17 protein-coding genes and 1 pseudogene are annotated in these 21,151 nt (G+C 74.4%); 8 read left to right on the top strand and 10 right to left on the bottom strand.

All coding sequences use genetic code 11. The annotated features are described in order from the left end of the window. Positions 1–24: 24 nt before the first annotated feature. Together ACLWS4_RS06425 and ACLWS4_RS06420 are read right to left on the bottom strand one after the other, a co-directional pair. Positions 25–1,749 carry a phospho-sugar mutase gene (locus ACLWS4_RS06425; protein ID WP_049654088.1) on the bottom strand — a complete coding sequence of 575 codons (1,725 nt, stop codon included), beginning with the start codon at positions 1,747–1,749 and terminating at the stop codon, positions 25–27. A 190-nt stretch (positions 1,750–1,939) separates the two neighbouring features. Next, complete coding sequence (locus ACLWS4_RS06420) at positions 1,940–2,761, bottom strand: purine-nucleoside phosphorylase (protein ID WP_049654087.1); 822 nt, start codon at positions 2,759–2,761, stop codon at positions 1,940–1,942. A 328-nt stretch (positions 2,762–3,089) separates the two neighbouring features. On the opposite strand from ACLWS4_RS06420, the gene ACLWS4_RS06415 reads away from it, so the two are divergent. Further along, positions 3,090–4,010, top strand: coding sequence for a hypothetical protein (locus ACLWS4_RS06415; protein WP_416873572.1), 921 nt, complete (start codon positions 3,090–3,092; stop codon positions 4,008–4,010). Here the strand turns inward: ACLWS4_RS06415 and ACLWS4_RS06410 are convergent. Further along, on the bottom strand, positions 3,977–4,414 hold the full coding sequence (locus tag ACLWS4_RS06410; RefSeq protein WP_049660023.1) for a gamma-glutamylcyclotransferase: 438 nt from the start codon (positions 4,412–4,414) through the stop codon (positions 3,977–3,979). The two genes, ACLWS4_RS06415 and ACLWS4_RS06410, sit on opposite strands and share 34 nt — an antisense overlap. 99 nt (positions 4,415–4,513) lie before the next feature. Between ACLWS4_RS06410 and ACLWS4_RS06405 the strand changes: the two genes are divergently transcribed. Together ACLWS4_RS06405 and ACLWS4_RS06400 are read left to right on the top strand one after the other, a co-directional pair. Further along, positions 4,514–5,968, top strand: a complete 1,455-nt coding sequence (locus tag ACLWS4_RS06405; protein ID WP_049660024.1) for an NAD(P)H-quinone dehydrogenase — start codon at positions 4,514–4,516, stop codon at positions 5,966–5,968. 236 nt (positions 5,969–6,204) lie between these two features. Beyond that, positions 6,205–7,161 carry a DeoR/GlpR family DNA-binding transcription regulator gene (locus ACLWS4_RS06400; protein ID WP_241853005.1) on the top strand — a complete coding sequence of 319 codons (957 nt, stop codon included), beginning with the start codon at positions 6,205–6,207 and terminating at the stop codon, positions 7,159–7,161. 85 nt (positions 7,162–7,246) lie between these two features. Here the strand turns inward: ACLWS4_RS06400 and ACLWS4_RS06395 are convergent, their stop codons facing one another. The 6 genes from ACLWS4_RS06395 to ACLWS4_RS06370 form a co-directional block, all read right to left on the bottom strand. Next, positions 7,247–9,022, bottom strand: a complete 1,776-nt coding sequence (locus tag ACLWS4_RS06395) for an acetyl/propionyl/methylcrotonyl-CoA carboxylase subunit alpha (RefSeq protein ID WP_049655764.1) — start codon at positions 9,020–9,022, stop codon at positions 7,247–7,249. A gap of 236 nt (positions 9,023–9,258) precedes the next feature. After that, positions 9,259–9,993, bottom strand: a complete 735-nt coding sequence (locus ACLWS4_RS06390; protein WP_049655766.1) for a hypothetical protein — start codon at positions 9,991–9,993, stop codon at positions 9,259–9,261. A gap of 65 nt (positions 9,994–10,058) precedes the next feature. After that, on the bottom strand, positions 10,059–10,661 hold the full coding sequence (locus ACLWS4_RS06385; protein WP_074003898.1) for a nucleoside triphosphate pyrophosphatase: 603 nt from the start codon (positions 10,659–10,661) through the stop codon (positions 10,059–10,061). Positions 10,662–10,708: 47 nt separating this feature from the next. Then, complete coding sequence (gene mmpB, locus ACLWS4_RS06380) at positions 10,709–10,849, bottom strand: morphogenic membrane protein MmpB (protein WP_181970605.1); 141 nt, start codon at positions 10,847–10,849, stop codon at positions 10,709–10,711. A gap of 138 nt (positions 10,850–10,987) precedes the next feature. Further along, complete coding sequence (locus ACLWS4_RS06375) at positions 10,988–11,206, bottom strand: acyl-CoA carboxylase epsilon subunit (protein ID WP_049655770.1); 219 nt, start codon at positions 11,204–11,206, stop codon at positions 10,988–10,990. Positions 11,207–11,235: 29 nt separating this feature from the next. Next, positions 11,236–12,825, bottom strand: coding sequence for an acyl-CoA carboxylase subunit beta (locus tag ACLWS4_RS06370; protein ID WP_416873571.1), 1,590 nt, complete (start codon positions 12,823–12,825; stop codon positions 11,236–11,238). A 233-nt stretch (positions 12,826–13,058) separates the two neighbouring features. Here ACLWS4_RS06370 and ACLWS4_RS06365 point away from each other — a divergent pair, with 233 nt between their 5' ends. From ACLWS4_RS06365 to ACLWS4_RS06355, 3 genes and pseudogenes are all read left to right on the top strand, one after another. Next, positions 13,059–13,952: a biotin--[acetyl-CoA-carboxylase] ligase gene (locus ACLWS4_RS06365; protein ID WP_074003897.1), complete on the top strand. Its 894-nt coding sequence runs from the start codon at positions 13,059–13,061 to the stop codon at positions 13,950–13,952. A 173-nt stretch (positions 13,953–14,125) separates the two neighbouring features. Next, positions 14,126–15,250 (top strand): adenylate/guanylate cyclase domain-containing protein, encoded by a 1,125-nt coding sequence (locus tag ACLWS4_RS06360; protein ID WP_049655773.1) that lies wholly within the window; start codon positions 14,126–14,128, stop codon positions 15,248–15,250. A gap of 376 nt (positions 15,251–15,626) precedes the next feature. Beyond that, a pseudogene (locus tag ACLWS4_RS06355) lies at positions 15,627–16,853 on the top strand (diguanylate cyclase domain-containing protein); the annotation flags it as partial. 623 nt (positions 16,854–17,476) lie between these two features. Here ACLWS4_RS06355 and ACLWS4_RS06350 read toward each other — a convergent pair. Beyond that, on the bottom strand, positions 17,477–18,097 hold the full coding sequence (locus ACLWS4_RS06350; RefSeq protein WP_049659404.1) for a TetR/AcrR family transcriptional regulator: 621 nt from the start codon (positions 18,095–18,097) through the stop codon (positions 17,477–17,479). A gap of 128 nt (positions 18,098–18,225) precedes the next feature. On the opposite strand from ACLWS4_RS06350, the gene ACLWS4_RS06345 reads away from it, so the two are divergent. Continuing rightward, on the top strand, positions 18,226–19,395 hold the full coding sequence (locus tag ACLWS4_RS06345) for a macrolide family glycosyltransferase (RefSeq protein ID WP_416873750.1): 1,170 nt from the start codon (positions 18,226–18,228) through the stop codon (positions 19,393–19,395). A 132-nt stretch (positions 19,396–19,527) separates the two neighbouring features. After that, the gene (gene hutH / locus ACLWS4_RS06340; protein ID WP_107418822.1) at positions 19,528–21,105 is read left to right on the top strand and encodes a histidine ammonia-lyase; all 1,578 of its coding nucleotides are present in this window, start codon (positions 19,528–19,530) and stop codon (positions 21,103–21,105) included. The last annotated feature ends 46 nt before the right edge of the window (positions 21,106–21,151 follow it).

The raw sequence follows: 21,151 nt of genomic DNA, 5'->3' as shown, positions 1-21,151 counted from the left end.
CCCTCCGTCGCGTTTGCGCGGGGATCAGGCGGTGATGCCCGCCGCGTCGGCGAGGTCCCGCTTGACGGTGGCGAGCAGGGCGGCGGCGCGCTCGCGGACCGGGGCCAGGTCGGCGGCCGAGGCGACCGGGAGGACGACCTCCAGGTAGCACTTGAGCTTGGGCTCGGTGCCGGAGGGGCGGACCACGATGCGGGCGGAGCGGACGCCCTCGCCGGCCAGGTAGTAGCGCAGGCCGTCGGTGGGCGGCAGCTCGGCGGAGCCGGCCGACAGGTCGTCGGCGCGGGTCACCCGGAGGCCGGCCAGCACGGTCGGCGGCTGCTCGCGCAGGCGGCGCATGGCGTCGGCGATCAGCGAGAGGTCCTGGACCCGGACGGAGAGCTGGTCGGTGGCGTGCAGGCCGTGCTCCAGCGCCAGGTCGTCCAGCAGGTCGGACAGGGTGCGGCCGGACTTCTTGAGGGTGGCGGCCAGCTCGGCGACCAGCAGGGCGGCGGTGATGCCGTCCTTGTCCCGGACGCCCTGCGGGTCGACGCAGTAGCCGAGCGCCTCCTCGTAGCCGTAGCGCAGGCCCTGGGCGCGGGAGATCCACTTGAAGCCGGTCAGCGTCTCGGCGTAGCCCAGGCCCGCGGCCTCGGCGATCCGGCCGAGCAGGGTGGCGGAGACGATGGTGGTGGCGAAGGTGCCCTCGGCCTTCTTCGCGACCAGGGCCGAGCCGAGCAGCGCGCCGACCTCGTCGCCGCGCAGCATCCGCCAGCCGGAGGTGCCGTTGCCGGCGCCGGCCGCGTTGCCGTTGACGGGGACGGCCACCGCGCAGCGGTCGGCGTCCGGGTCGTTGGCGATCACGATGTCCGGGCCGACGGTGGCGGCGGTGCGGAAGGCGAGGTCCATCGCCCCCGGCTCCTCCGGGTTGGGGAAGGCCACGGTCGGGAAGTCCGGGTCGGGCTCGGCCTGCTCGGCGACCACGGTGGGCGCGGGGAAGCCGGCCCGGCGGAACGCGGCGACCAGGGTGTCGCGGCCGACGCCGTGCATCGGGGTGTAGACCACCTCCAGGTCGCGCGGGCCGTGCTCGTCGACGATGGAGACGGCCCGGTCCAGGTAGGCCTCGACGACCTCCTCGCCGAGCACCTCCCAGCCCGACGCGGCGCGCGGGACGTCGTCCAGCGAGCCGATCGCGTCGATCCTGGCGGCGATCCCGGCGTCGGCCGGCGGGACGATCTGCGAGCCGTCGCCCAGGTAGACCTTGTAGCCGTTGTCCTGCGGCGGGTTGTGGCTGGCGGTGACGGTGACGCCGGCGGCCGCGCCCAGGTGGCGGACGGCGAAGGCGAGCACCGGGGTCGGCAGCGGGCGCGGCAGCAGCGCGGCGCGCAGGCCGGCGCCGACCACCACGGCCGCGGTGTCGCGGGCGAAGTCGTACGACTTGTGGCGGGCGTCGTAGCCGATGACGACCAGGTCGCCCAGGCCCTGCTGCTTGACGTACGCGACCAGGCCGGCGGCGGCCCGGATCACCACGGCGCGGTTCATCCGCATCGGACCGGCACCGAGTTCGCCGCGCAGGCCGGCGGTGCCGAACTGGAGCCGGTCGGAGAAGCGCTCGGCGAGCTCCGCCCAGGCGAGCTTGCCGTCGGTCTCGACCTCCGGGGCCTCGGCCCGGGCCAGCAGGGCGGCGAGCTCCTCGCGGGTCTGCGGGTCGGGGTCCTCGGCCAGCCAGGTCCGGGCCCGGGCGAGGAGGTCGGTGGTGGGTGCCTGCGTCATGCCAGCTCCATGGGGACGTGCGTCGGTGTGTCGGCCGGAGGTTCCGCTGTGGGTCGGGAGGGTTCCGCTGGGACCGGAGGGTTCCGCAAGGAAGGGGGTCGCGCATGCGGACGGGGCCCACGGGAGGGCGTGATCAGCGGATCACGCCGCCCGTGGGCCCCGTCAGTCATGATTCTGCGCCCGCCGGGCGTCAGATCCGCTCAAGGACCTTCGCCAGCAGCTCGCCCATGCGCTCGGCGGAGGCCTTGCCGGCCTCCAGCACCTCGGCGTGGTTGAGCGGCTCGCCGGTCATGCCGGCGGCCAGGTTGGTGACCAGGGAGATGCCGAGCACCTCGCTGCCGGCCTCGCGGGCGGCGATGGCCTCCAGGGTGGTGGACATGCCGACCAGCTCGCCGCCGATCACCCGGGCCATGTTGACCTCGGCCGGGGTCTCGTAGTGCGGGCCGCGGAACTGGACGTAGACGGCCTCGTCCAGGGACGGGTCGATCTCGCGGCAGAGCTCGCGCAGGCGCTTGGAGTACAGGTCGGTGAGGTCGACGAAGTTCGCGCCGACGATCGGGGAGTCCGCCGTCAGGTTGATGTGGTCGCTGATCAGGACCGGCTGACCCGGGGTCCAGCCCTGGCGCAGGCCGCCACAGCCGTTGGTCAGCACGATGATGCCGCAGCCGGCCGCGGCGGCGGTGCGCACGCCGTGGACGACGGTGGCCACGCCGTGGCCCTCGTAGTAGTGGTTGCGGCCGAGGAAGATCAGGGCGCGCTTGTCGCCGATCTTCACCGAACGGATCGTGCCGGCGTGGCCGGCGACGGCGGGGGCGGGGAAGCCCGGGAGCTCGGTGACCGGGAACTCGGCCACGGTCTCGCCCAGGGCGTCGGCGGCCGGCACCCAGCCGGAGCCCATCACCAGGGCGACGTCGTGCCGCTCGGCACCGGTCAGCTCGCGCAGGCGCTCGGCGGCGGCCTGGGCGGCGGCGTAGGGGTCGGCGGAGACGACCGACTGAGGAGAAGCGTTCACGGGTCAGAGGATAGACGGGTTTCGGCTACGCGCGTAGAAATTCAGCCGCGGCATGCCGGATCGTTACCCGGTTGACCCGAAAACACAGCTCGGTGACGCTTTTCGGGTGAGCGGGCCGTCGGATCGCACACAACCCGGGTGCCGCGCCGGGCCTTTCCCTCCGGGCGGTCGCTTCGTGCGCGTGCCGTCGTGGCCCGTTTCCCGGGGGGCCGGTCCGGGGCCGGCGGCGTTACGGTGACGGTCGGGGCCCGAGGGGCCGAGGGGGCCGATCCTTCGTCGCCGGTCCGGTCCGCGGCTCCGGCGGGGTACCAGGACGGGGTCGACCGCCATGGGGAACACGGACAGCCGGTACCCGCCGCCCGCGGCGCCGCCCGGGCCCGCGCCGGTGGACCTGGCGGCCCGGGTGGACGCGTTCACCGCGGACTTCTTCCCGAGCGGCCGGTACACCGTGCCGGGCGCGGCCCAGCGCCGGGCGGTGGCCGACGGCGTGCTCGGCGCGCTGGACGGCCGGACCGGGGACGCCGAACGGGCGCTGGCCCGGGCCGGGTACCGGATCACCGGGTTCACCGAGGCCGTGACCGGCCGCCCGGTCACCGAGATCGCCGAGACGGGCGCGACCGCCGCCGACGACGGCGGCAGCGGGGACGGCCGCGGCTGGGGCCGGGTCTACCTGGACCGCTCGGTCCGCCCCGCCTGGTCCGTACAGGTGCCCCACCCGGCCTCGGACGTCCGCACCGAGGCGCTCGGGGTGGAGCTGTTCCGGGCCGTGCCGGGCGGCGTGCTGGTGCTCGCCGGGGCGCACCGCCGGGCCGGGGCGGACGGCTCCTCGGACGTCGCGCACCGCAGTGACACCGTCTTCGCCGCCGTGGTCGAGGCGCTCACCCTGCGCGGCCTGCCCGGCATCCAGCTGCACGGCTTCGGCGCGGCCAGTCTGCCCGGGCGGGACGCGGTGGTCTCCAGCGGCGCCGGGCGGCCGGGCCCGGCCGCCGAGCTGACCGCCGCGGGGCTCGGCGGGGCCGGCCTGGTGGTCCGCCGGGCCTGGCGGGAGCCGGGTGCGCGGCTGGCCGGCGCCACCAACGTGGCCGGCCTGTTCGCGGCCGGGCTCGGGGTGCCGTGGCTGCACGTCGAACTGGCGTACGGGGTGCGCGCCGACCCGGCCCGGCGCGCGGCGGTGGCGCGGGTGCTCGCGGAGACCGTGCGCGGCTGGGACGCGGATCAGCAGGGGCGGCGGCGCAGGTCCATCACGTAGTCGTGCGGGGCGCCGGCGCTCTCCGCGGCGTCGGCGACCAGGCCGAGGTAGCGGGCCGCGGGCAGGCCGCCCTCGTAGTCGTTGAGCACGTACGTCCAGACCGGGATGTCCCCGTCCAGGGTCTGCGCGCGCAGCTTGATCTTGCGGTAGATGCCGAGCTGGACGCCCTCCCAGCGGTCCAGGCCCTCCTCGTCCATCGGCGCGACGTCGTACAGCGAGACGAAGACCTGGTCCTTCTCGTCCTCGACCACGGTGGCCAGCGAGCCCTCCCAACCCAGCTGCTCGCCACCGAAGGTGAGCCGCCATCCGGCTAGCCACCCCGTGCCGCGCAGCGGGGAGTGCGGGGCTCGGCGGGTCATCTGCCGGGCATCGAGGTTGGTGGCATACGCGGCGTAAAGGGGCATGGGGGCCAGGGTAGCCCGGGCGGCGGGCGGGCCGGGGCGACTGGACGAACGTACGGGAGCCCCGACCCCGGCGTGGCGGCGCCGCGGGCGTGCGGGACAATGGGGAACGTGACTCGGATCGTGATCATCGGTGGCGGACCCGGCGGCTACGAGGCGGCCCTGGTCGCCGCACAGCTCGGCGCGGAGGTGACCGTCGTCGACACCGACGGTCTGGGCGGATCGGCGGTGCTCACGGACTGCGTTCCGTCGAAGACCCTGATCGCGACCGCGGAGGTGATGACCACCTTCGACAGCTCGTACGAGGAGCTGGGCATCCTGGTCGCGGACGACACCCCGCCCGTCGAGCAGGCGGCCCGGGTGATCGGCGTGGACCTGGGCAAGGTCAACCGCCGTGTGAAGCGCCTGGCGATCGCGCAGTCCCACGACATCACCCAGTCCGTCACCCGGGCCGGCGTCACCGTGCTGCGCGGCCGCGGCCGGCTCGGCACCGGCGGGCAGGCCGTGGACGGCTCCCGCGAGGTGCTGGTGGACGCGCCCGACGGCACCGTGCAGTCGCTGCACGCCGACGCGGTGCTGATCGCCACCGGCGCCCACCCGCGCGAGCTGCCGGACGCCCAGCCGGACGGCGAGCGGATCCTCACCTGGACCCAGGTGTACGACCTGGAGGAGCTGCCCCGCGAGCTGATCGTGGTCGGCTCCGGTGTGACCGGCGCCGAGTTCGCCGGCGCGTACCAGGCGCTCGGCTCCAAGGTGACCCTGGTGTCCAGCCGCGACCGGGTGCTGCCGGGCGAGGACCCGGACGCCGCCGAGGTGCTGGAGGACGTCTTCCGCCGCCGCGGCATGAACGTCATGGGCCGCTCGCGCGCCGAGAGCGTCAAGCGGATCGGCGACCGGGTCGAGGTCATGCTGGCCGACGGCAAGGTGATCGAGGGCACCCACTGCCTGATGGCGGTCGGTTCCGTCCCCAACACCTCCGAGATGGGCCTGGAGGAGGCCGGGGTCAAGCTCAACGACTGGGGCCAGATCCAGGTTGACCGGGTCTCCCGCACCACCGCCCCCGGCGTGTACGCGGCGGGCGACTGCACCGGCGTCTTCATGCTCGCCTCGGTGGCGGCCATGCAGGGCCGGATCGCGATGTACCACGCGCTCGGCGACGCGGTGCAGCCGCTGAACCTCAAGACCGTGGCCTCCAACGTCTTCACCGACCCGGAGATCGCCACCGTCGGCTACACGGCGGCCGACGTGGAGTGCGGCAAGATGGACGCCGTCGTGGTCAAGCTCCCGCTGCGCGGCAACCCGCGGGCGAAGATGCAGGGCATCCGGGACGGCTTCGTGAAGCTGTTCTGCCGCCCGGGCACCGGCATCGTGGTCGGCGGCGTGGTCGTCGCCCCGCGGGCCAGCGAGCTGATCCACCCGATCTCGCTCGCGGTGGACGCCAATCTGACGGTCGAACAGGTGGCCAGCGCCTTCACCGTCTACCCGTCCGTCTCCGGCTCGACCGCCGAGGCCGCCCGGCAGCTGCACATCCGCAAGCGGGTCGACGGCGAATCCTGAGCGTCCGGCGCACAGTTGAGGGCGGTTGCCGATCGGCGACCGCCCTTCGCGCGGGCATGGCCGTCACCCGGACGGCGGGCGCAGTTCCGGGCCATTGACGGCGCGTATTCTACGGTCACGCGCCGCTCGTGCGTGAGCAATTCCCGCTACTAGCTGCAAACGCCTGAAAGCAGACGGTCACGCAGGTTACCGTCGGTTCTGTGTTTGCAGCAGAACGTCGCCAGTTGATCCTCGAAATGGTGCGCGCCAACGGAGCCGTCTCGCTCCGGGAGTTGGCCCGCGTCGTCCAGACCTCCGAAGTGACCGTGCGCCGTGACGTGCGGGCGCTGGAGGCAGAAGGGCTCCTCGACCGCCGGCACGGCGGCGCGGTGCTCCCCGGCGGCTTCAGCCGCGAACCCGGATACCCGCAGAAGACCCACCTGTCCGCGGCGGAGAAGAGCGCCATCGCGGACTTCGCCGCCGGCCTGGTGGAGGAGGGGGACGCGGTGGTGGTCGGCGCCGGCACCACCACCCAGGAGCTGGCCCGCCGGCTGGCCCGGGTGCCCGGGCTGACGGTGGTCACCAACTCGCTGCTGGTCGCCCAGGCCCTGGCGCACGCCAACCGGGTCGAGGTGGTGATGACCGGCGGCACCCTGCGCGGCTCCAACTACGCGCTGGTGGGCAGCGGCGCGGAGCAGTCCCTGCAGGGGTTGAGGGTCAACAAGGCCTTCATCTCCGGCAGCGGTCTGACGGCCGAGCGCGGGCTGTCGACGGCGAACATGCTGTCCGCGAGCGTGGACCGGGCCATGGTGCTGGCGGCCGCCGAGGTGATCGTCCTCGCCGACCACACCAAGCTCGGCGCGGCCGGCATGTTCCAGACCGTCGCCACCGAGACCATCACCCGCCTGGTCACCGACGAGCAGGCCACCGCGGACGACAGCACCGTCCGCGAGCTGGACGCGCTCGCCGACTGCGGGGTGCAGGTCGACCTGGCCCCGCTGGGCGCCGGCCCGGGCGGTGACGCCCCGGTGCACGGCACCGGCAGCGGCCCGATGCACCAGCCCCAGCCCGGCCCGATGGCCCGCCGCGGCGGCCCGCCCCCCGGCGGCGCCCCGCTGCCCGGCCAGCGCCGCCCCGGCGCGCACGGCGGGCCCGTCGCCCCGGGCGGCATGCCCGCCAGGCTGGCCGAACTGGGCCTGCCGCGCGGGCGCTGAGCCCGTACGGTTACGGTCCGCGGAAACGGGACCGGTCCGCACACCCCCGAGGGGCGTACGGACCGGTCCGGGGTCAGGGACGGTGTCAGTCCTTGATCTCGCAGAGCGCGGCGCCGCTGCTGACGCTCGCGCCGACCTCGGCCTTGAGGCCGGTGACGGTGCCCGCCTTGTGGGCGTTCAGCGGCTGCTCCATCTTCATCGCCTCCAGGACCACGATCAGCTCGCCCTCGGCGACGACCTGGCCCTCCTCCACGGCGACCTTGACGATGGTGCCCTGCATCGGCGAGGCCAGGGTGTCGCCGCTGACGGCCGAGCCGGCCTTCTTGGCGCCCACCCGGCGCTTCGCCTTGGCGGAGCCCGCCGCACCGGCCGCCGGGGCCGCCGTGACGCCCAGCGAGGACGGCAGCGAGACCTCGATCCGCTTGCCGCCGACCTCGACCACCACGGTCTCCCGGGTCTCGGCCTCCTCGCCGTCACCGGCCGCGCCGGCGAACGGCGGGATGGTGTTGTCGAACTCGGTCTCGATCCACCGGGTGAAGACCGTGAACGGCCCGTCGCCGCCGTGCACCTCGGGCGCGAACGCCGGGTCGGTGACGACCGCCCGGTGGAACGGGATGGCGGTGGCCATGCCCTCCACCTTGAACTCGGCCAGCGCGCGGCGGGCCCGCTCCAGGGCCTGCTTGCGGTCGCGGCCGCTGACGACCAGCTTGGCCAGCAGCGAGTCCCAGGCCGGGCCGATGACCGAGCCGGTCTCCACGCCCGAGTCCAGGCGCACGCCCGGGCCGGACGGCGGGGCGAACAGCGTCACGGTGCCGGGCGCGGGCAGGAAGTTCCGGCCCGGGTCCTCGCCGTTGATGCGGAACTCGAAGGAGTGGCCGCGCACCTCGGGGTCGCCGTAGCCGAGCTCCTCGCCGTCGGCGATCCGGAACATCTCGCGGACCAGGTCGAGGCCGGTGACCTCCTCGGTGACCGGGTGCTCCACCTGGAGACGGGTGTTGACCTCCAGGAAGGAGATCGTGCCGTCCAGCGCGACCAGGAACTCGCAGGTCCCGGCGCCCTCGTAGCCGGCCTCCTTCAGGATGGCCTTGGACGCCCGGTACAGCTCGGCGTTCTGCTCGGCGGTCAGGAACGGCGCGGGCGCCTCCTCGACCAGCTTCTGGTGGCGGCGCTGGAGCGAGCAGTCACGGGTGGAGACGACCACCACGTTGCCGTGCTTGTCGGCCAGGCACTGGGTCTCCACGTGCCGCGGGTTGTCCAGGTAGCGCTCGACGAAGCACTCGCCGCGGCCGAAGGCGGCGACGGCCTCGCGCACCGCGGACTCGTACAGTTCGGGGATCTCCTCCAGCGTGCGGGCGACCTTGAGGCCGCGTCCGCCGCCGCCGAAGGCCGCCTTGATGGCGACCGGCAGGCCGTGCTCCCGGGCGAAGACGACGACCTCGTCGGCGCCCGAGACCGGGTCCGGCGTGCCGGCCACCAGCGGGGCACCGGCCCGCTGGGCGACGTGCCGGGCGGTCACCTTGTCGCCGAGGTCGCGGATGGCCTGCGGCGGCGGGCCGATCCAGATCAGACCCGCGTCGAGGACGGCCTGGGCGAAGTCGGCGTTCTCCGACAGGAACCCGTAGCCGGGGTGGACGGCGTCCGCACCGGAGTCGGCGGCCGCCTTGAGGACCTTGGCGATGTCCAGGTAGCTGGTAGCGGGGGTGTCACCGCCCAGCGCGTAAGCCTCGTCGGCCGCGCGGACGTGCAGCGCATCCCGGTCCGGCTCGGCGTAGACGGCGACGCTGGCGATACCGGCGTCCGAGCAGGCACGGGCGACGCGGACAGCGATTTCCCCGCGGTTGGCGATGAGCACCTTGCGCACTGTGGCTCCCTTCTTGAACCTCGTTGAGTTTATGGATTCCTGGGCAGTACCGGCGAGTAGCCCCGGGTTGTGAACTATCCCACACGCTCGGTGATGGGTTTTCCGGGCCCGTGGGCGGTCCCGTGGACGACGCCGCAGGTCGGCGCCGGTCCGCCCGGATCGGCGGGGGCCACAGCGGGTGACCGGCCCGCGGCGCGGCGGGAGGGTGGCATGGGCCACAGTCTCGCGCGGGCCGCTCAAGCGGCGCCGGAGCGGGCGGCGGGCCGCCGCAGCGCCTCGGCCGTCACGTCGGCCGCCACCTCGACCATGTCCGGCCCGTACGCCTCCGGATTGACCACCCGCAGAACGAGCGCGAAGGTGCCGTCCTGCCCGTGCCTCCGGGCGAGTTCGCGGTGGTGGGCGACCAGGTAGCGCACCCCGGCCTGGTTGGCGGTGCCGGTCTGGCCGGAGACCAGGAACACCGGGCGGCCGCCGTCCGGGGTGGCGATCCGGGCGAGCAGGACGTGCGTCTCGTCCGGGCCGGCGGTGAAGTCCCGCTCGCCCACCACGAGGACGTTGCTGCCCGGGCCCGGCCCCGAGGTGATCAGCACGCCCGGCAGGCCCCAGGCCAGGTGCGCGGCCATCCGCTCGTTGCTGACCGGACCGCCCAGGCACAGCTCGGTCTTGGCGCCCAGGCCGCGGTGCGCGGCGTCGTGGGCCACCAGCTCGGGCCGCGCCCCGCACTCCTCGACCAGCCCGGCCAGCCACATCAGCGCGTACGCGTCGCGCCGGGTCACGGTGTGGGCGTGCGAGCCCGTCCCGATGCTGCGCGGCACCACGATCAGGCACTCGCTGCCGCCCGGCAGCCCGAAGAACGCCCGCACCCGCTCGACCCTGCGCCGCCGCCGCAGCGCCTGGGCGAGCCAGCCGAGGCCGGCGCTGATCGCGCTGGCCACCAGGCCGAGCACCACGTTGAGCACGCTGTCGGTCATCTGCCGCGTCCCCTCCCCGTTCGAACGCCGGTCAGCTTAGGGGCACCGCCGCGGTGTTCGGCAGGTCAGTTCGCCCACAGATCCGTGATGCGCACGTCGAGGTCGGCGAGCAGCCGGCGCAGCAGCGGCAGGGAGAGGCCGATGACGTTGCCCGGGTCGCCGTCGATGCCGTCGATGAAGGGCGCGGAGCGGCCGTCCAGGGTGAACGCCCCGGCCACGTACAGCGGTTCGCCGGAGGCCACGTACGCGGCGATCTCGGCGTCGTCCGGGGTGCCGAAGCGGACGGTGGTGGAGGCGGTGGCCGAGGACTGCCGGCCGGTCGCGGTGTCGATCACGCAGTGGCCGGTGCGCAGCACGCCGGAACGCCCGCGCATCGACTGCCAGCGGGCCAGCGCCTCGGTGGCGTCGGCGGGCTTGCCGAGGGCCCGGCCGTCCAGTTCCAGGACGGAGTCGCAGCCGATCACCAGCTCGCCGTCGGCGAGTTCGGCGGCGACGGCCTTCGCCTTGGCCTCGGCCAGGACGAGGGCGAGCTCGGCGGGGGTGGCGGCGGTGATCGCGTCCTCGTCGACGCCGCTGACCACCACGCGCGGGTCGAGGCCCGCCTGGCGCAGCAGCCCGAGGCGGGCGGGGGAGGCGGAGGCGAGGACGAGGGGGCGCTGGTCGGTCATGTCCACCAGCGTAGGGGGTGCCGGTGTCCGCCGTTCGGGTGAACGGCTCAGGTGAAGGAGCGGGAGATCATGATCAGCACGGCGCCGACCAGCACGAGGGCGGCGAGCACCTTGCCGGCCCGCTGCATCCGCTCCTGCATCCGACGGGCCTCGGGCGAGGGCTCGTCACGGGGGTCTGACCAGAGCACCCGTCCAGAGTGCGCCGCGCGGGGGTGCGGGCGCCTGAGTATCCGTACTCAGGTTTCGGGCAAAGCGGGCGCCGGGCGCCCGGTACGGCACGGAGGGGGAGGGCGGCGGGGCCGTCCTCCCCCTCCACGCCGCGGAGTTCAGTGCGCCCAGCCCGAGGTCCGCCAGGCGTTCGGGCCCGGACGGGCGGCGAGACGGAGCCGGCGGGCGCGGTCGCCCCAGGGGGAGTCCGGGCCGGCGCCGGCCCTGCGGGCCGCCTCGGCGGCGGCCTGTGCGGCGGCGGCCCGGGCCTGGACCACCGCCAGGACGGTGGCCAGCTCCTCGGGGGTCGGCTGCCCGTGCAGCACGTGGATCGACATGGCTGGTTCTCTCCCGACAGGGACGGGGCCTACAGGGGGATGTTGCCGTGCTTCTTCGGCGGCAGCACCTCGCGCTTGCCGCGCAGCGCCCGCAGGCCGCGGACGATGTGCCGGCGGGTCTCGCTCGGCGCGATCACCGCGTCCACGTAGCCGCGTTCGGCGGCCAGGTAGGGGTTCAGCAGGGTTTCCTCGTACGAGGCGATCAGCTCGGCCCGCTTCTCCTCGGCGGTGCCGGCCGCCTCGGCCTCGGCGATCTCCCGGCGGTGCAGGATGTTGACCGCGCCCTGCGCGCCCATCACGGCGATCTGCGCGGTCGGCCAGGCCAGGTTGAGGTCGGCGCCCAGGTGCTTGGAGCCCATGACGTCGTAGGCGCCGCCGAAGGCCTTGCGGGTGATCACGGTGATCAGCGGGACGGTGGCCTCGGCGTAGGCGTAGATCAGCTTGGCGCCGCGCCGGATGATGCCGTCCCACTCCTGCTCGGTGCCGGGCAGGAAGCCGGGCACGTCCACGAAGGTCAGCACCGGGACGTTGAAGGAGTCGCAGGTGCGGATGAAGCGGGCGGCCTTCTCGCTGGCGTTGATGTCCAGGCAGCCGGCCAGGTCCATCGGCTGGCTGCCGACGATGCCGACGGACTGGCCCTCGACCCGGCCGAAGCCGGTGATGATGTTGCCCGCGAACAGCGGCTGGGTCTCCAGGAACTCGCCGTCGTCGACGATGTGCTCGATCACCTCGCGCATGTCGTACGGCTGGTTCGCCGAGTCCGGCACGATGGTGTCGAGTTCGAGGTCCTGCTCGGTGACGGTGAGATCGGCCTGCTCGGGGTAGGACGGCGGGTCGCTCAGGTTGTTGGAGGGCAGGTACGAGAGCAGGCTCTTGACGTACTCGATCGCCTCCTTCTCGTCTGCGGCCAGGTAGTGGGCGTTGCCCGACTTGGTGTTGTGGGTGCGCGCGCCGCCCAGCTCCTCCATCGCGACGTCCTCGCCGGTGACGGTCTTGATCACGTCGGGGCCGGTGATGAACATGTGCGAGGTCCGGTCGGCCATCACCACGAAGTCGGTGATCGCGGGGGAGTACACCGCGCCGCCCGCGCAGGGGCCCATGATCAGCGAGATCTGCGGGATGACGCCGGAGGCGTGCACGTTGCGGCGGAAGATCTCGCCGTACAGGCCGAGCGAGACCACGCCCTCCTGGATCCGGGCGCCGCCGGAGTCGTTGATGCCGATGACCGGGCAGCCGGTCTTCAGCGCGAAGTCCATCACCTTGACGATCTTCTCGCCGAAGACCTCGCCGAGCGAGCCGCCGAAGACGGTGAAGTCCTGGGCGAACACGGCGACCTGGCGGCCGTCCACGGTGCCGTAGCCGGTCACCACGCCGTCGCCGTACGGCCGGTTCCTCTCCTGGCCGAAGTTGGTCGAGCGGTGCCGGGCGAACTCGTCGAACTCCACGAAGGAGTCCTCGTCCAGCAGTTCCACGACCCGTTCGCGGGCGGTCAGCTTGCCCTTGGCGTGCTGCTTCTCCACGGCCTTGGACGAGCCGGAGTGCACCGCCTCGTCCAGCCTGCGCCGCAGGTCGGCGAGCTTGCCGGCGGTGGTGTGGGGGTCGTACGGCGCCTCGGTCATCCGGTGGCTCTCCCTGATCCATGGCCGCGACCTGTTTCGAGTGCGCGCGGGGCCGGGTGGTGGGCCCGCGCATGAGGGCAGGGCGGCGCTACGAACTACCGCTGGGTAGCGTAGCCAGCGCGGAGGGCTATCCGGCACGTCCCGGCGTCATGACCATCGACACAGTTCTGTTGACGGGTGTTCTGCGGGACGATGGGGCGGCCTACGTCCCGGACCCGCTCTAGGGTTTTCCCATGACCGCACCCGAGACCCCCCGCCGCAGCGGACTGCGCGGCTTCGGCCACGCCGGACCGTCGCCCTGGACCGACCTGGACCGTCCGCCGCTGGACGAGGAGGCGCTGCGCCGCGACCTGCTCGTCCCGGGCGGCCTGTGGACCTCCCTGGACGTCGTCGCCGAGACCGGCTCCACCAACAGCGACCTCGCCGCCCGGGCCGCGGCGGGCGCCGGGCAGGGCGCGGTGCTGGTGGCCGAGGCGCAGAGCGCCGCCCGCGGCCGGCTGGACCGGCGGTGGACCGCCCCGCCCCGCTCCGGGCTGTTCCTGTCCCTGCTGCTGCGCCCCGAGGAGGTGCCGGTCGAGCGGTACGGCTGGCTGCCGATCCTGGTCGGGGTGGCCGCGGCCAGCACGCTGGGCCGGGTCGCCGGGGTCGAGGTCGGGCTGAAGTGGCCCAACGACCTCCAGACGGAGATCGACGGCGCGGAGCGCAAGCTCGGCGGCGTCCTCACCGAGCTGGCCGGCGGCGCGGTGGTGGTCGGCATGGGCCTCAACGTCTCGCTGCGCGCGGAGGAGCTGCCCGTCCCCACCGCCGCCTCGCTCGCGCTGGCCGGCGCCACGACCACCGACCGGGGCACCCTGCTGCGCGCCCTGCTGCGCGAACTCGCCGAGCTGTACCGGGAGTGGACGGCCGCCGCCGGCGACCCGCACGCCAGCGACCTGCTGCGCGCCTACGTGGACCGCTGCACCACGCTCGGCCGCCAGGTGAAGGTGCACCTGCCGGGCGACCGCGAGCTGGTCGGCGAGGCCGTCGCGGTGGACGGCGACGGGCGGCTGGTGGTCCGCACACCCGACGGCGTACGCCGGGCGGTCGGCGCGGGCGACGTCGTCCACGTACGCCCCGAGCCCCGCTGAACGGCACTCTTCACCTCTCCTTGACCCGGGCTGATGCCCCGGATCCGACGATTCCGTGCGAACATTCCACCTGGCAGCGGTGTGAGGCGCGCCACTGCCCGCCCGGGTGGCGGAGTGCGCGCCCGGACAGGTAGGACACGAGGCGAGTGCGGCGATCGCACGGGGACGGACCGGTGGCAGAGGACGGCAGCAGCGGCGCGACGGCGGGCAGCAACGACCCCACGGTCGCGCTCGAACTGGAGCGCCTGATCCTGGACGCGCCGCGCCGCTACACCCCGTACCAGGCCGCGCGCGCCGCCGACGTCCCGATGGAGCTGGCCACCCGCTTCTGGCGCGCCATGGGCTTCCCGGACATCGGGCAGTCCCGGGCGCTCACCGACGGCGACGTGATCGCGCTGCGGCGGCTGGCCGGCCTGGTCGAGTCCGGGCTGCTCAGCGAGTCGATGGCGATCCAGGTGGCCCGCTCCACCGGCCAGACCACGGCCCGGCTGGCCGGCTGGCAGATGGACACCTTCCTGGAGAACCTCACCCAGGCCGTCGAGCCCGGGCTGACCCGCGCCGACGTCGCGTACCCGCTGGTCGAGCTGCTGCTGCCGGAGCTGGAGCAGTTCCTGGTGTACGTCTGGCGGCGCCAGCTGGCGGCCGTCACCGGCCGGGTGGTGCAGGCCGCCGAGGACCACGAGATCACCAGCGGGCGGCTCGCCGTCGGCTTCGCCGACCTGGTCGGCTTCACCCGGCTGTCGCGACGGCTGGAGGAGGAGGAGCTCGGCGAGCTGGTCGAGACCTTCGAGAACACCTGCTCGGACCTGATCGCCGGCCAGGGCGGCCGGGTGATCAAGACGCTCGGCGACGAGATCCTCTACGTCTCCGAGGACCCGGCGACCGCCGCCGAGATCGCGCTGAGCCTGATCGAGGCGCTGGCCGGGGACGACACCATCCCGCCGCTGCGGGTCGGCATGGCCTTCGGCACGGTCACCTCGCGGATGGGCGACGTCTTCGGCACCACCGTCAACCTGGCGAGCCGGCTCACCTCGATCGCGCCCAAGGACGCGGTGCTGATCGACGGCGAGTTCGCCGCCGCGCTGGAGCAGAACGGCAGCGTCGCCCCGGCCGACGCGGAGGGGCCCGGCCTGGCCGAGGCGCTGTCGGCCGCGGCCGGGATGCCCGCCTCCGGGCTGCCGATCCCGGGACCGGACGCCGGGGCGCGGTTCCACCTGCAGCCGATGTGGCGGCGGCCGGTGCGGGGGCTCGGCCTGGTCGAGCCGTGGCTGCTCACCCGGCGGCTGAAGGCCGAGTAGCGCCCGCGCGCGGGGCTGTACGCGGCGGTGGCCGTAGGCGGGTGGTGGCCGTACGCGGGTGGCGCGCGTACGGCGGGCCCGCGCGGGGAAGACGCATCCGGTGGACGTACGGGGACGCGCGCTTCGGCCGGCTGCGGGCAGACGCATGCGGTGACGGCGTTCGTGGGCACGCTTCCCCACGGCGGACGGGCGGTTGCGGGTGCTGAACGGTTGAAACCCGTACGTTCTGCTGCGGGTCCGCCCGGGCAAACGGGGCATAAGCGAACGAAACCGCCCTAGTCTTGGTGCAAGCGGCCGGTCGGGTGCGGCCGGCCGACGGGGGTCCGGCAGGACCGAGCACAGGGAGCGAGGCGAGCCGGTGAGCAGTGAGGCGATCATGACGGACCGCGACTGCGACTGCGGCGGCTCGCGGCACTCCGACCCGCTGCCCGACCTGAGGCTGCAGTCCGTGGTCGAGCTGGCCCAGGACATGGCCGCCGCGCTCACCCCGCTGGAGGCCGTCCGGGCCGCCGCCGCCCGGGCCACCGAGGCGCTCGGCGCCACCATGGCCGCCGTCTCGGTCTGGGACCGCGAGTCCGGCCGGCTGCGGGTGCTGGTCAACCACGGCGACCTCGCCCCGGGCGAGGAGGAGCTGCCCGAGGACGAGTCGTACCCGGTCGCCGACTTCCCCGAGATCGTCACGTACCTGGAGGAGCGCTGGACCACCGGGCGGCTGCCGCGCGCCTGGCTGCAGAGCGCCGAGAACAGCGTGCAGCACGCCGGGCACGCCCACCCGACGGCCGGCGCGTACTGCCAGGAGCGCGCCGCGGCGCTGCGCCGGCGCGGGCGGGCCTGCTGCGTGGTCGCGCCGGTCGTGCTGCACGGCCAGGCCTGGGGCGAGCTGTACCTCGCCCGGTCGGCCGGGATGCCCGAGTTCACCGAGGCCGACGCCGACTACGCGACCCTGCTCGCCGCCCAGGTCTCCGCCGGGCTGGCGCAGACCGAGCGCCTCGCCGACCTGCGCAGGCTCGCCTTCTCCGACCCGCTCACCGGCCTGGCCAACCGGCGCGCCGTCGACGCCCGGCTGGAGAGCGCGCTGGAGGCGCACAACCGGGACAACACCGTGGTCTCCCTGGTGGTCTGCGACGTCAACGGGCTGAAGCGGGTCAACGACCAGCTCGGCCACGAGATGGGCGACCGGCTGCTGGAGCGGTTCGCCCACCAGCTCTCGCTGGCCGCCGCCAAACTCCCCGGCAGCCTCGCTGCCCGGCTCGGCGGCGACGAGTTCTGCCTGCTCGTGGAGGGGCAGAAGGCCGACGAGGTGGTCTCCGTCGCCGAGGAGCTGTGCGCCCGGGCGCTCGCGCTCTCCGAGGGCGAGGGCGTGGCCTGCGGGGTCGCCTCCACCGGGGACTCGATCGGGCCCGTCACCACCCCCGACCGGCTGTTCCGGCTCGCCGACGCCGCCCAGTACCGGGCCAAGGCCGCCCGGGCCGCCCACCCCGTCGTCGCCGGGCGCAGCCACGGCCCCGGCTTCTCGCCCGACCCCACCGTGCTGCTCGCCGACGCCGCCGACCCGCACCACCGGGCGGACGGGCGGCGCGGGCCGAACGGCCGGGCCGGGGCGGGCGACCGGCGGCGGTTCCGCGGCGCCGCCCACAGTGCCGACCCGGGGCAGCTGCTCACCGCCGTGCTCGCCTCCCTCGACCAGGCCGCCACGGCCCGGGCCGTCCACCCCGCGGACACCCTCGGCAAGCTGGTCGTCGTCGCCGAGGCCTCCGCCCGGCTGCTGGACGCCGTCGGCTGGTGGGTCTCGTACGTCCCGCCCGGCTCCCACCTCATGCGCACCGCCCAGCACGCCGTCTACCGGATGACCAGCGGCCCCAGCAGCGTCCGCGCGGAGACCCAGCGGGCCCAGATCGAGGCCCCCGACGCGGTCTTCGACCTCCGGCACTACCCGATGACCCGCCGCGCCGTCCGCGGCGGCTCCTTCGCGCTGCGGGCGGGCGCGGCCGGCAACGACCCGGCGGAGGAGGCGATGCTCGTCGTCTCCGGGTACCGGGGCATGGTCGCCGCGGGCGGCCAGAACCCGGCCGGCGGCTGGCTGGTGGAGCTCTTCGCCGACGACGCGACGCTGCCGCTGGGGCAGGCCGCCTCCGCCATGCGCGCCCTGGTCTCGGTCGCCCTGGCGGGGCCGGCCTCGCCGCCGGTGGTCTGAGGGGCCGGCCGCGGTGGTGGCCGTCCGCTGGTTCAGGCGCCGGAACCGCCGCCGGCGGACGGCGGGTTGAGGGCCCGCAGGGCGGCGTCGACCAGGCGGTCGGCGTGCTCGTGGGTGAGCGGGCCGAGCCGGTACTGCCAGCGGTAGTAGAGCGGGCCGTAGACGATTTCGACGGCCAGGTCGAGGTCGGTGTCGGGGGCGATCTGGCCGGCCTCGCGGGCGCTGCGGAGGCGGTCGCGGGTGACGGCCAGCAGGGGGTCCAGCAGGCGGGTGCGGTGCTCGGCCTGCAGTGCCGGGTCGTTGAGGATCTCCGCCATGATCGCCCGGTAGGTGCGGTCGGTGTCCGGGTCGGCCAGTTCGTCGCTGGTGGGGCGCAGGACGGCGCGGAGGTCGGCGGCGAGGTCGCCGGTGTCGGGGAGCGCGATGCCGCCCTCGTGCTCGCCGGCGGCGAGGAAGGCGTCGAAGACCACGGCGCCCTTGGAGGGCCACCACCGGTAGATGGTCTGCTTGCCGACGCCGGCCCGGGCGGCGATCGCCTCGATGGTCAGCCTGCCGTAGCCGATCTCGGCGACGAGTTCGGTGGTGGCGGCGAGGACGGCGGCGTGCGCGCGCTCGCTGCGTCGGGCGGGGTCGGGAGCTGTTCTGGAGGCCATGGAAAAAATTCTATGCGAAACAACGAGACGAGACGTATTGTCTTCCCATGCCATCGCGAGACGGATCGTCTCGTCTCATCCCCCGTTCCCCGGAGGTGCCCGTGAACCGCCCCCCTGCACACATCCTGATGGTCTCCATTCCCGCTCATGGGCATGTCAATCCCAGTCTCGCGGTGATCACCGAGCTGGTCGCCCGGGGCCACCGGGTCAGCTACGTCAACGACCCCTCCTTCCGGGAGGTCGTCGAGTCCACCGGCGCGACCTTCGTCCCGTACCCGACCAAGCTGCCGCTCACCGACGACCCGGCCGGCTGGCCGTCGGACCTGGTGGCGATCCAGGAGGTGTTCCTGGACGACACGCTGTCGATGTGGCCCGTCCTGCTGGAGGCCTTCGAGGACGACCGCCCCGACGTGGTGCTCTACGACATCGGCGGCTTCGCCGGGCGGGCGCTCGGCGAGCGGCTGGGCGTGCCGGTGGTGCAGCTGTCGCCCGCCTTCGTCGGCTGGGAGGGCTTCGAGGAGGACCTCGCGGCGATGTTCGAGCCGATGCGCAACGGCCCGGGCGGCCCCGAGCACTACCGCCGGTACGCCGACTGGCTGGCCGAGGCGGGCGCGGTGCAGCGCGACGTGGAGGGCTTCAAGAACCGCCCCGAGCGGTGCGTCGCGCTCGTCCCGCGCGCCCTCCAGCCCAACGTCGACCGGGTCGACGAGCGGCGGATCAGCTTCGTCGGGCCCTGTTTCGGCGACCGCGCCCACCAGGGCGAGTGGCAGCGGCCGGCCGGCGCCGAGAAGGTGCTGCTGGTCTCGCTCGGCTCGGCCTTCACCCACCAGCCCGCCTTCTACCGGGCCTGCGTGGAGGCCTTCGGCGACCTGCCGGGCTGGCACACAGTGCTCCAGGTCGGCAAGCACACCGACCTGGCCGAGCTCGGCGAGGTGCCGGACACCGTCGAGGTGCACCGGTGGGTGCCCCAGCTGTCGGTGCTCTCCCAGGCGGACGCCTTCGTCACCCACGCGGGCATGGGCGGCTCCAGCGAGGGGCTGTTCCACGCCGTGCCGATGATCGCGGTGCCGCAGGCCGCCGACCAGTTCGCCAACGCGGACGCCCTGGTCGGCCTCGGCGTCGCCCGCCGGCTGGACACCGAGCAGGCCACCGCGGAGGCGCTGCGCGCCGCCCTGCTGGAGCTGACCGGCGACCCGGCGGTGGCCGAGCGGCTGGCCGAGCTGTCCGTCGCCGGCCGGGCCGAGGGCGGCACCACCCGGGCCGCGGACCTGATCGAGGCCGAGCTGCGCGTGTCGTGACGCCGCCCGTGCCGTGATGCGGGGGGCGGTCGGGGGCCGCGGTGTGCGGCGCCGATCCGGAGGGCGGAGAATCCGGATGGCGAGCACCTGTTGTCATATCTTCATTCACCTGATGAGATGGTGTATATGGATATGCACAGTGCTGTGGCCCCCGACGCTCCGCTGGTCCTGGTCGGCAAGGCCGACGTCGGTGCCGAGGACGTCCTGGCCGTCGCCCGGGGGAACGCCCGGGTCGAGATCGGTCCCGACGCGCTGGCCGAGATGGCGGCCGCCCGTGCGCGGATCGACGCCCTCGCGGCCGAGCCGCGCCCCGTCTACGGCGTGTCGACCGGCTTCGGCGCGCTCGCCGTGCGCCACATCAGCCCCGAGCTGCGCGCCCAGCTGCAGCGGTCGCTGGTGCGCTCGCACGCCGCCGGCATGGGGCCGGCGGTCGAGCGCGAGGTGGTCCGCGCGCTGGTGTTCCTGCGGATGAAGACGCTGGCCTCCGGCCGTACCGGCGTCCGGCCGCTGGTCGCGCAGACCATGGCCGCCCTGCTCAACGCGGGCATCACCCCGGTGGTGCGGGAGTTCGGCTCGCTCGGCTGCTCCGGCGACCTCGCGCCGCTCTCGCACTGCGCGCTGGTCCTGATGGGCGAGGGCACCGCCACCGGCCCGGACGGCGTGGAGAAGCCCGCCGCCGAGCTGCTCGCCGCCGCCGGCATCGAGCCCGTCGAGCTGCTGGAGAAGGAGGGCCTCGCCCTCATCAACGGCACTGACGGCATGCTCGGCATGCTGGTGATGGCCATCGCCGACCTCCAGCGGCTGTTCACCACCGCCGACATCACCGCCGCGATGAGCCTGGAGGCGCTGCTCGGCACCGACAAGGTGCTCGCCCCCGAGCTGCACGCCCCGATCCGCCCGCACCCGGGCCAGGCGCTGAGCGCCGCCAACATGCTCGCCGTCCTCAAGGACTCCGGCCTCACCGGCCACCACCAGGACGACGCCCCGCGGGTCCAGGACGCCTACTCGATCCGCTGCGCCCCGCAGGTGGCCGGCGCCGGCCGGGACACCCTGGCGCACGCCCAGCTGGTCGCCGCGCGCGAGCTGGCCGCCTCGGTCGACAACCCGGTGGTGCTGCCGGACGGCCGGGTGGAGTCCAACGGCAACTTCCACGGCGCCCCGGTCGCGTACGTGCTGGACTTCCTCGCCATCGCCGCCGCCGACCTCGGCTCGATCTCCGAGCGCCGCACCGACCGGCTGCTCGACAAGGCCCGCTCGCACGGCCTGCCGGCCTTCCTGGCCGACGACCCGGGCGTGGACTCCGGCCTGATGATCGCCCAGTACACCCAGGCGGCGCTGGTCAGCGAGAACAAGCGGCTCGCCGTCCCGGCCTCGGTCGACTCGATCCCGTCCTCCGCGATGCAGGAGGACCACGTGTCGATGGGCTGGTCGGCCGCGCGCAAGCTGCGCCAGGCGGTGGCCAACCTCGGCCGCATCCTGGCCGTCGAACTGACCGCCTCCGCCCGCGCGCTGGAGATCCGCCGGCAGGCCGACGGGGCCGGCGGGCTCGCCCCGGCCACCGCGGCCGCGCTGGCCGCCGCCCGCGAGGCGGGGGTCGGCGGCGCCGGCCGCGACCGCTTCCTCTCGCCGGACCTGGAGGCCGCCGCCGAACTGGTCGCCTCCGGCGAGCTGGTGCGCGCGGTCGAGCGGGTCACCGGTCCGCTGGCCTGACGTCCGTCCGACCGGGCCGGTGGCGCCGCCGCGGGGTGACGGGGAC

Source organism: Kitasatospora sp. SC0581 (genome assembly GCF_048159585.1).
GTDB lineage: Bacteria > Actinomycetota > Actinomycetes > Streptomycetales > Streptomycetaceae > Kitasatospora.
Note: the sequence above shows the minus strand (reverse complement) of the source record. Positions and strands in the feature narration are given on the sequence as shown.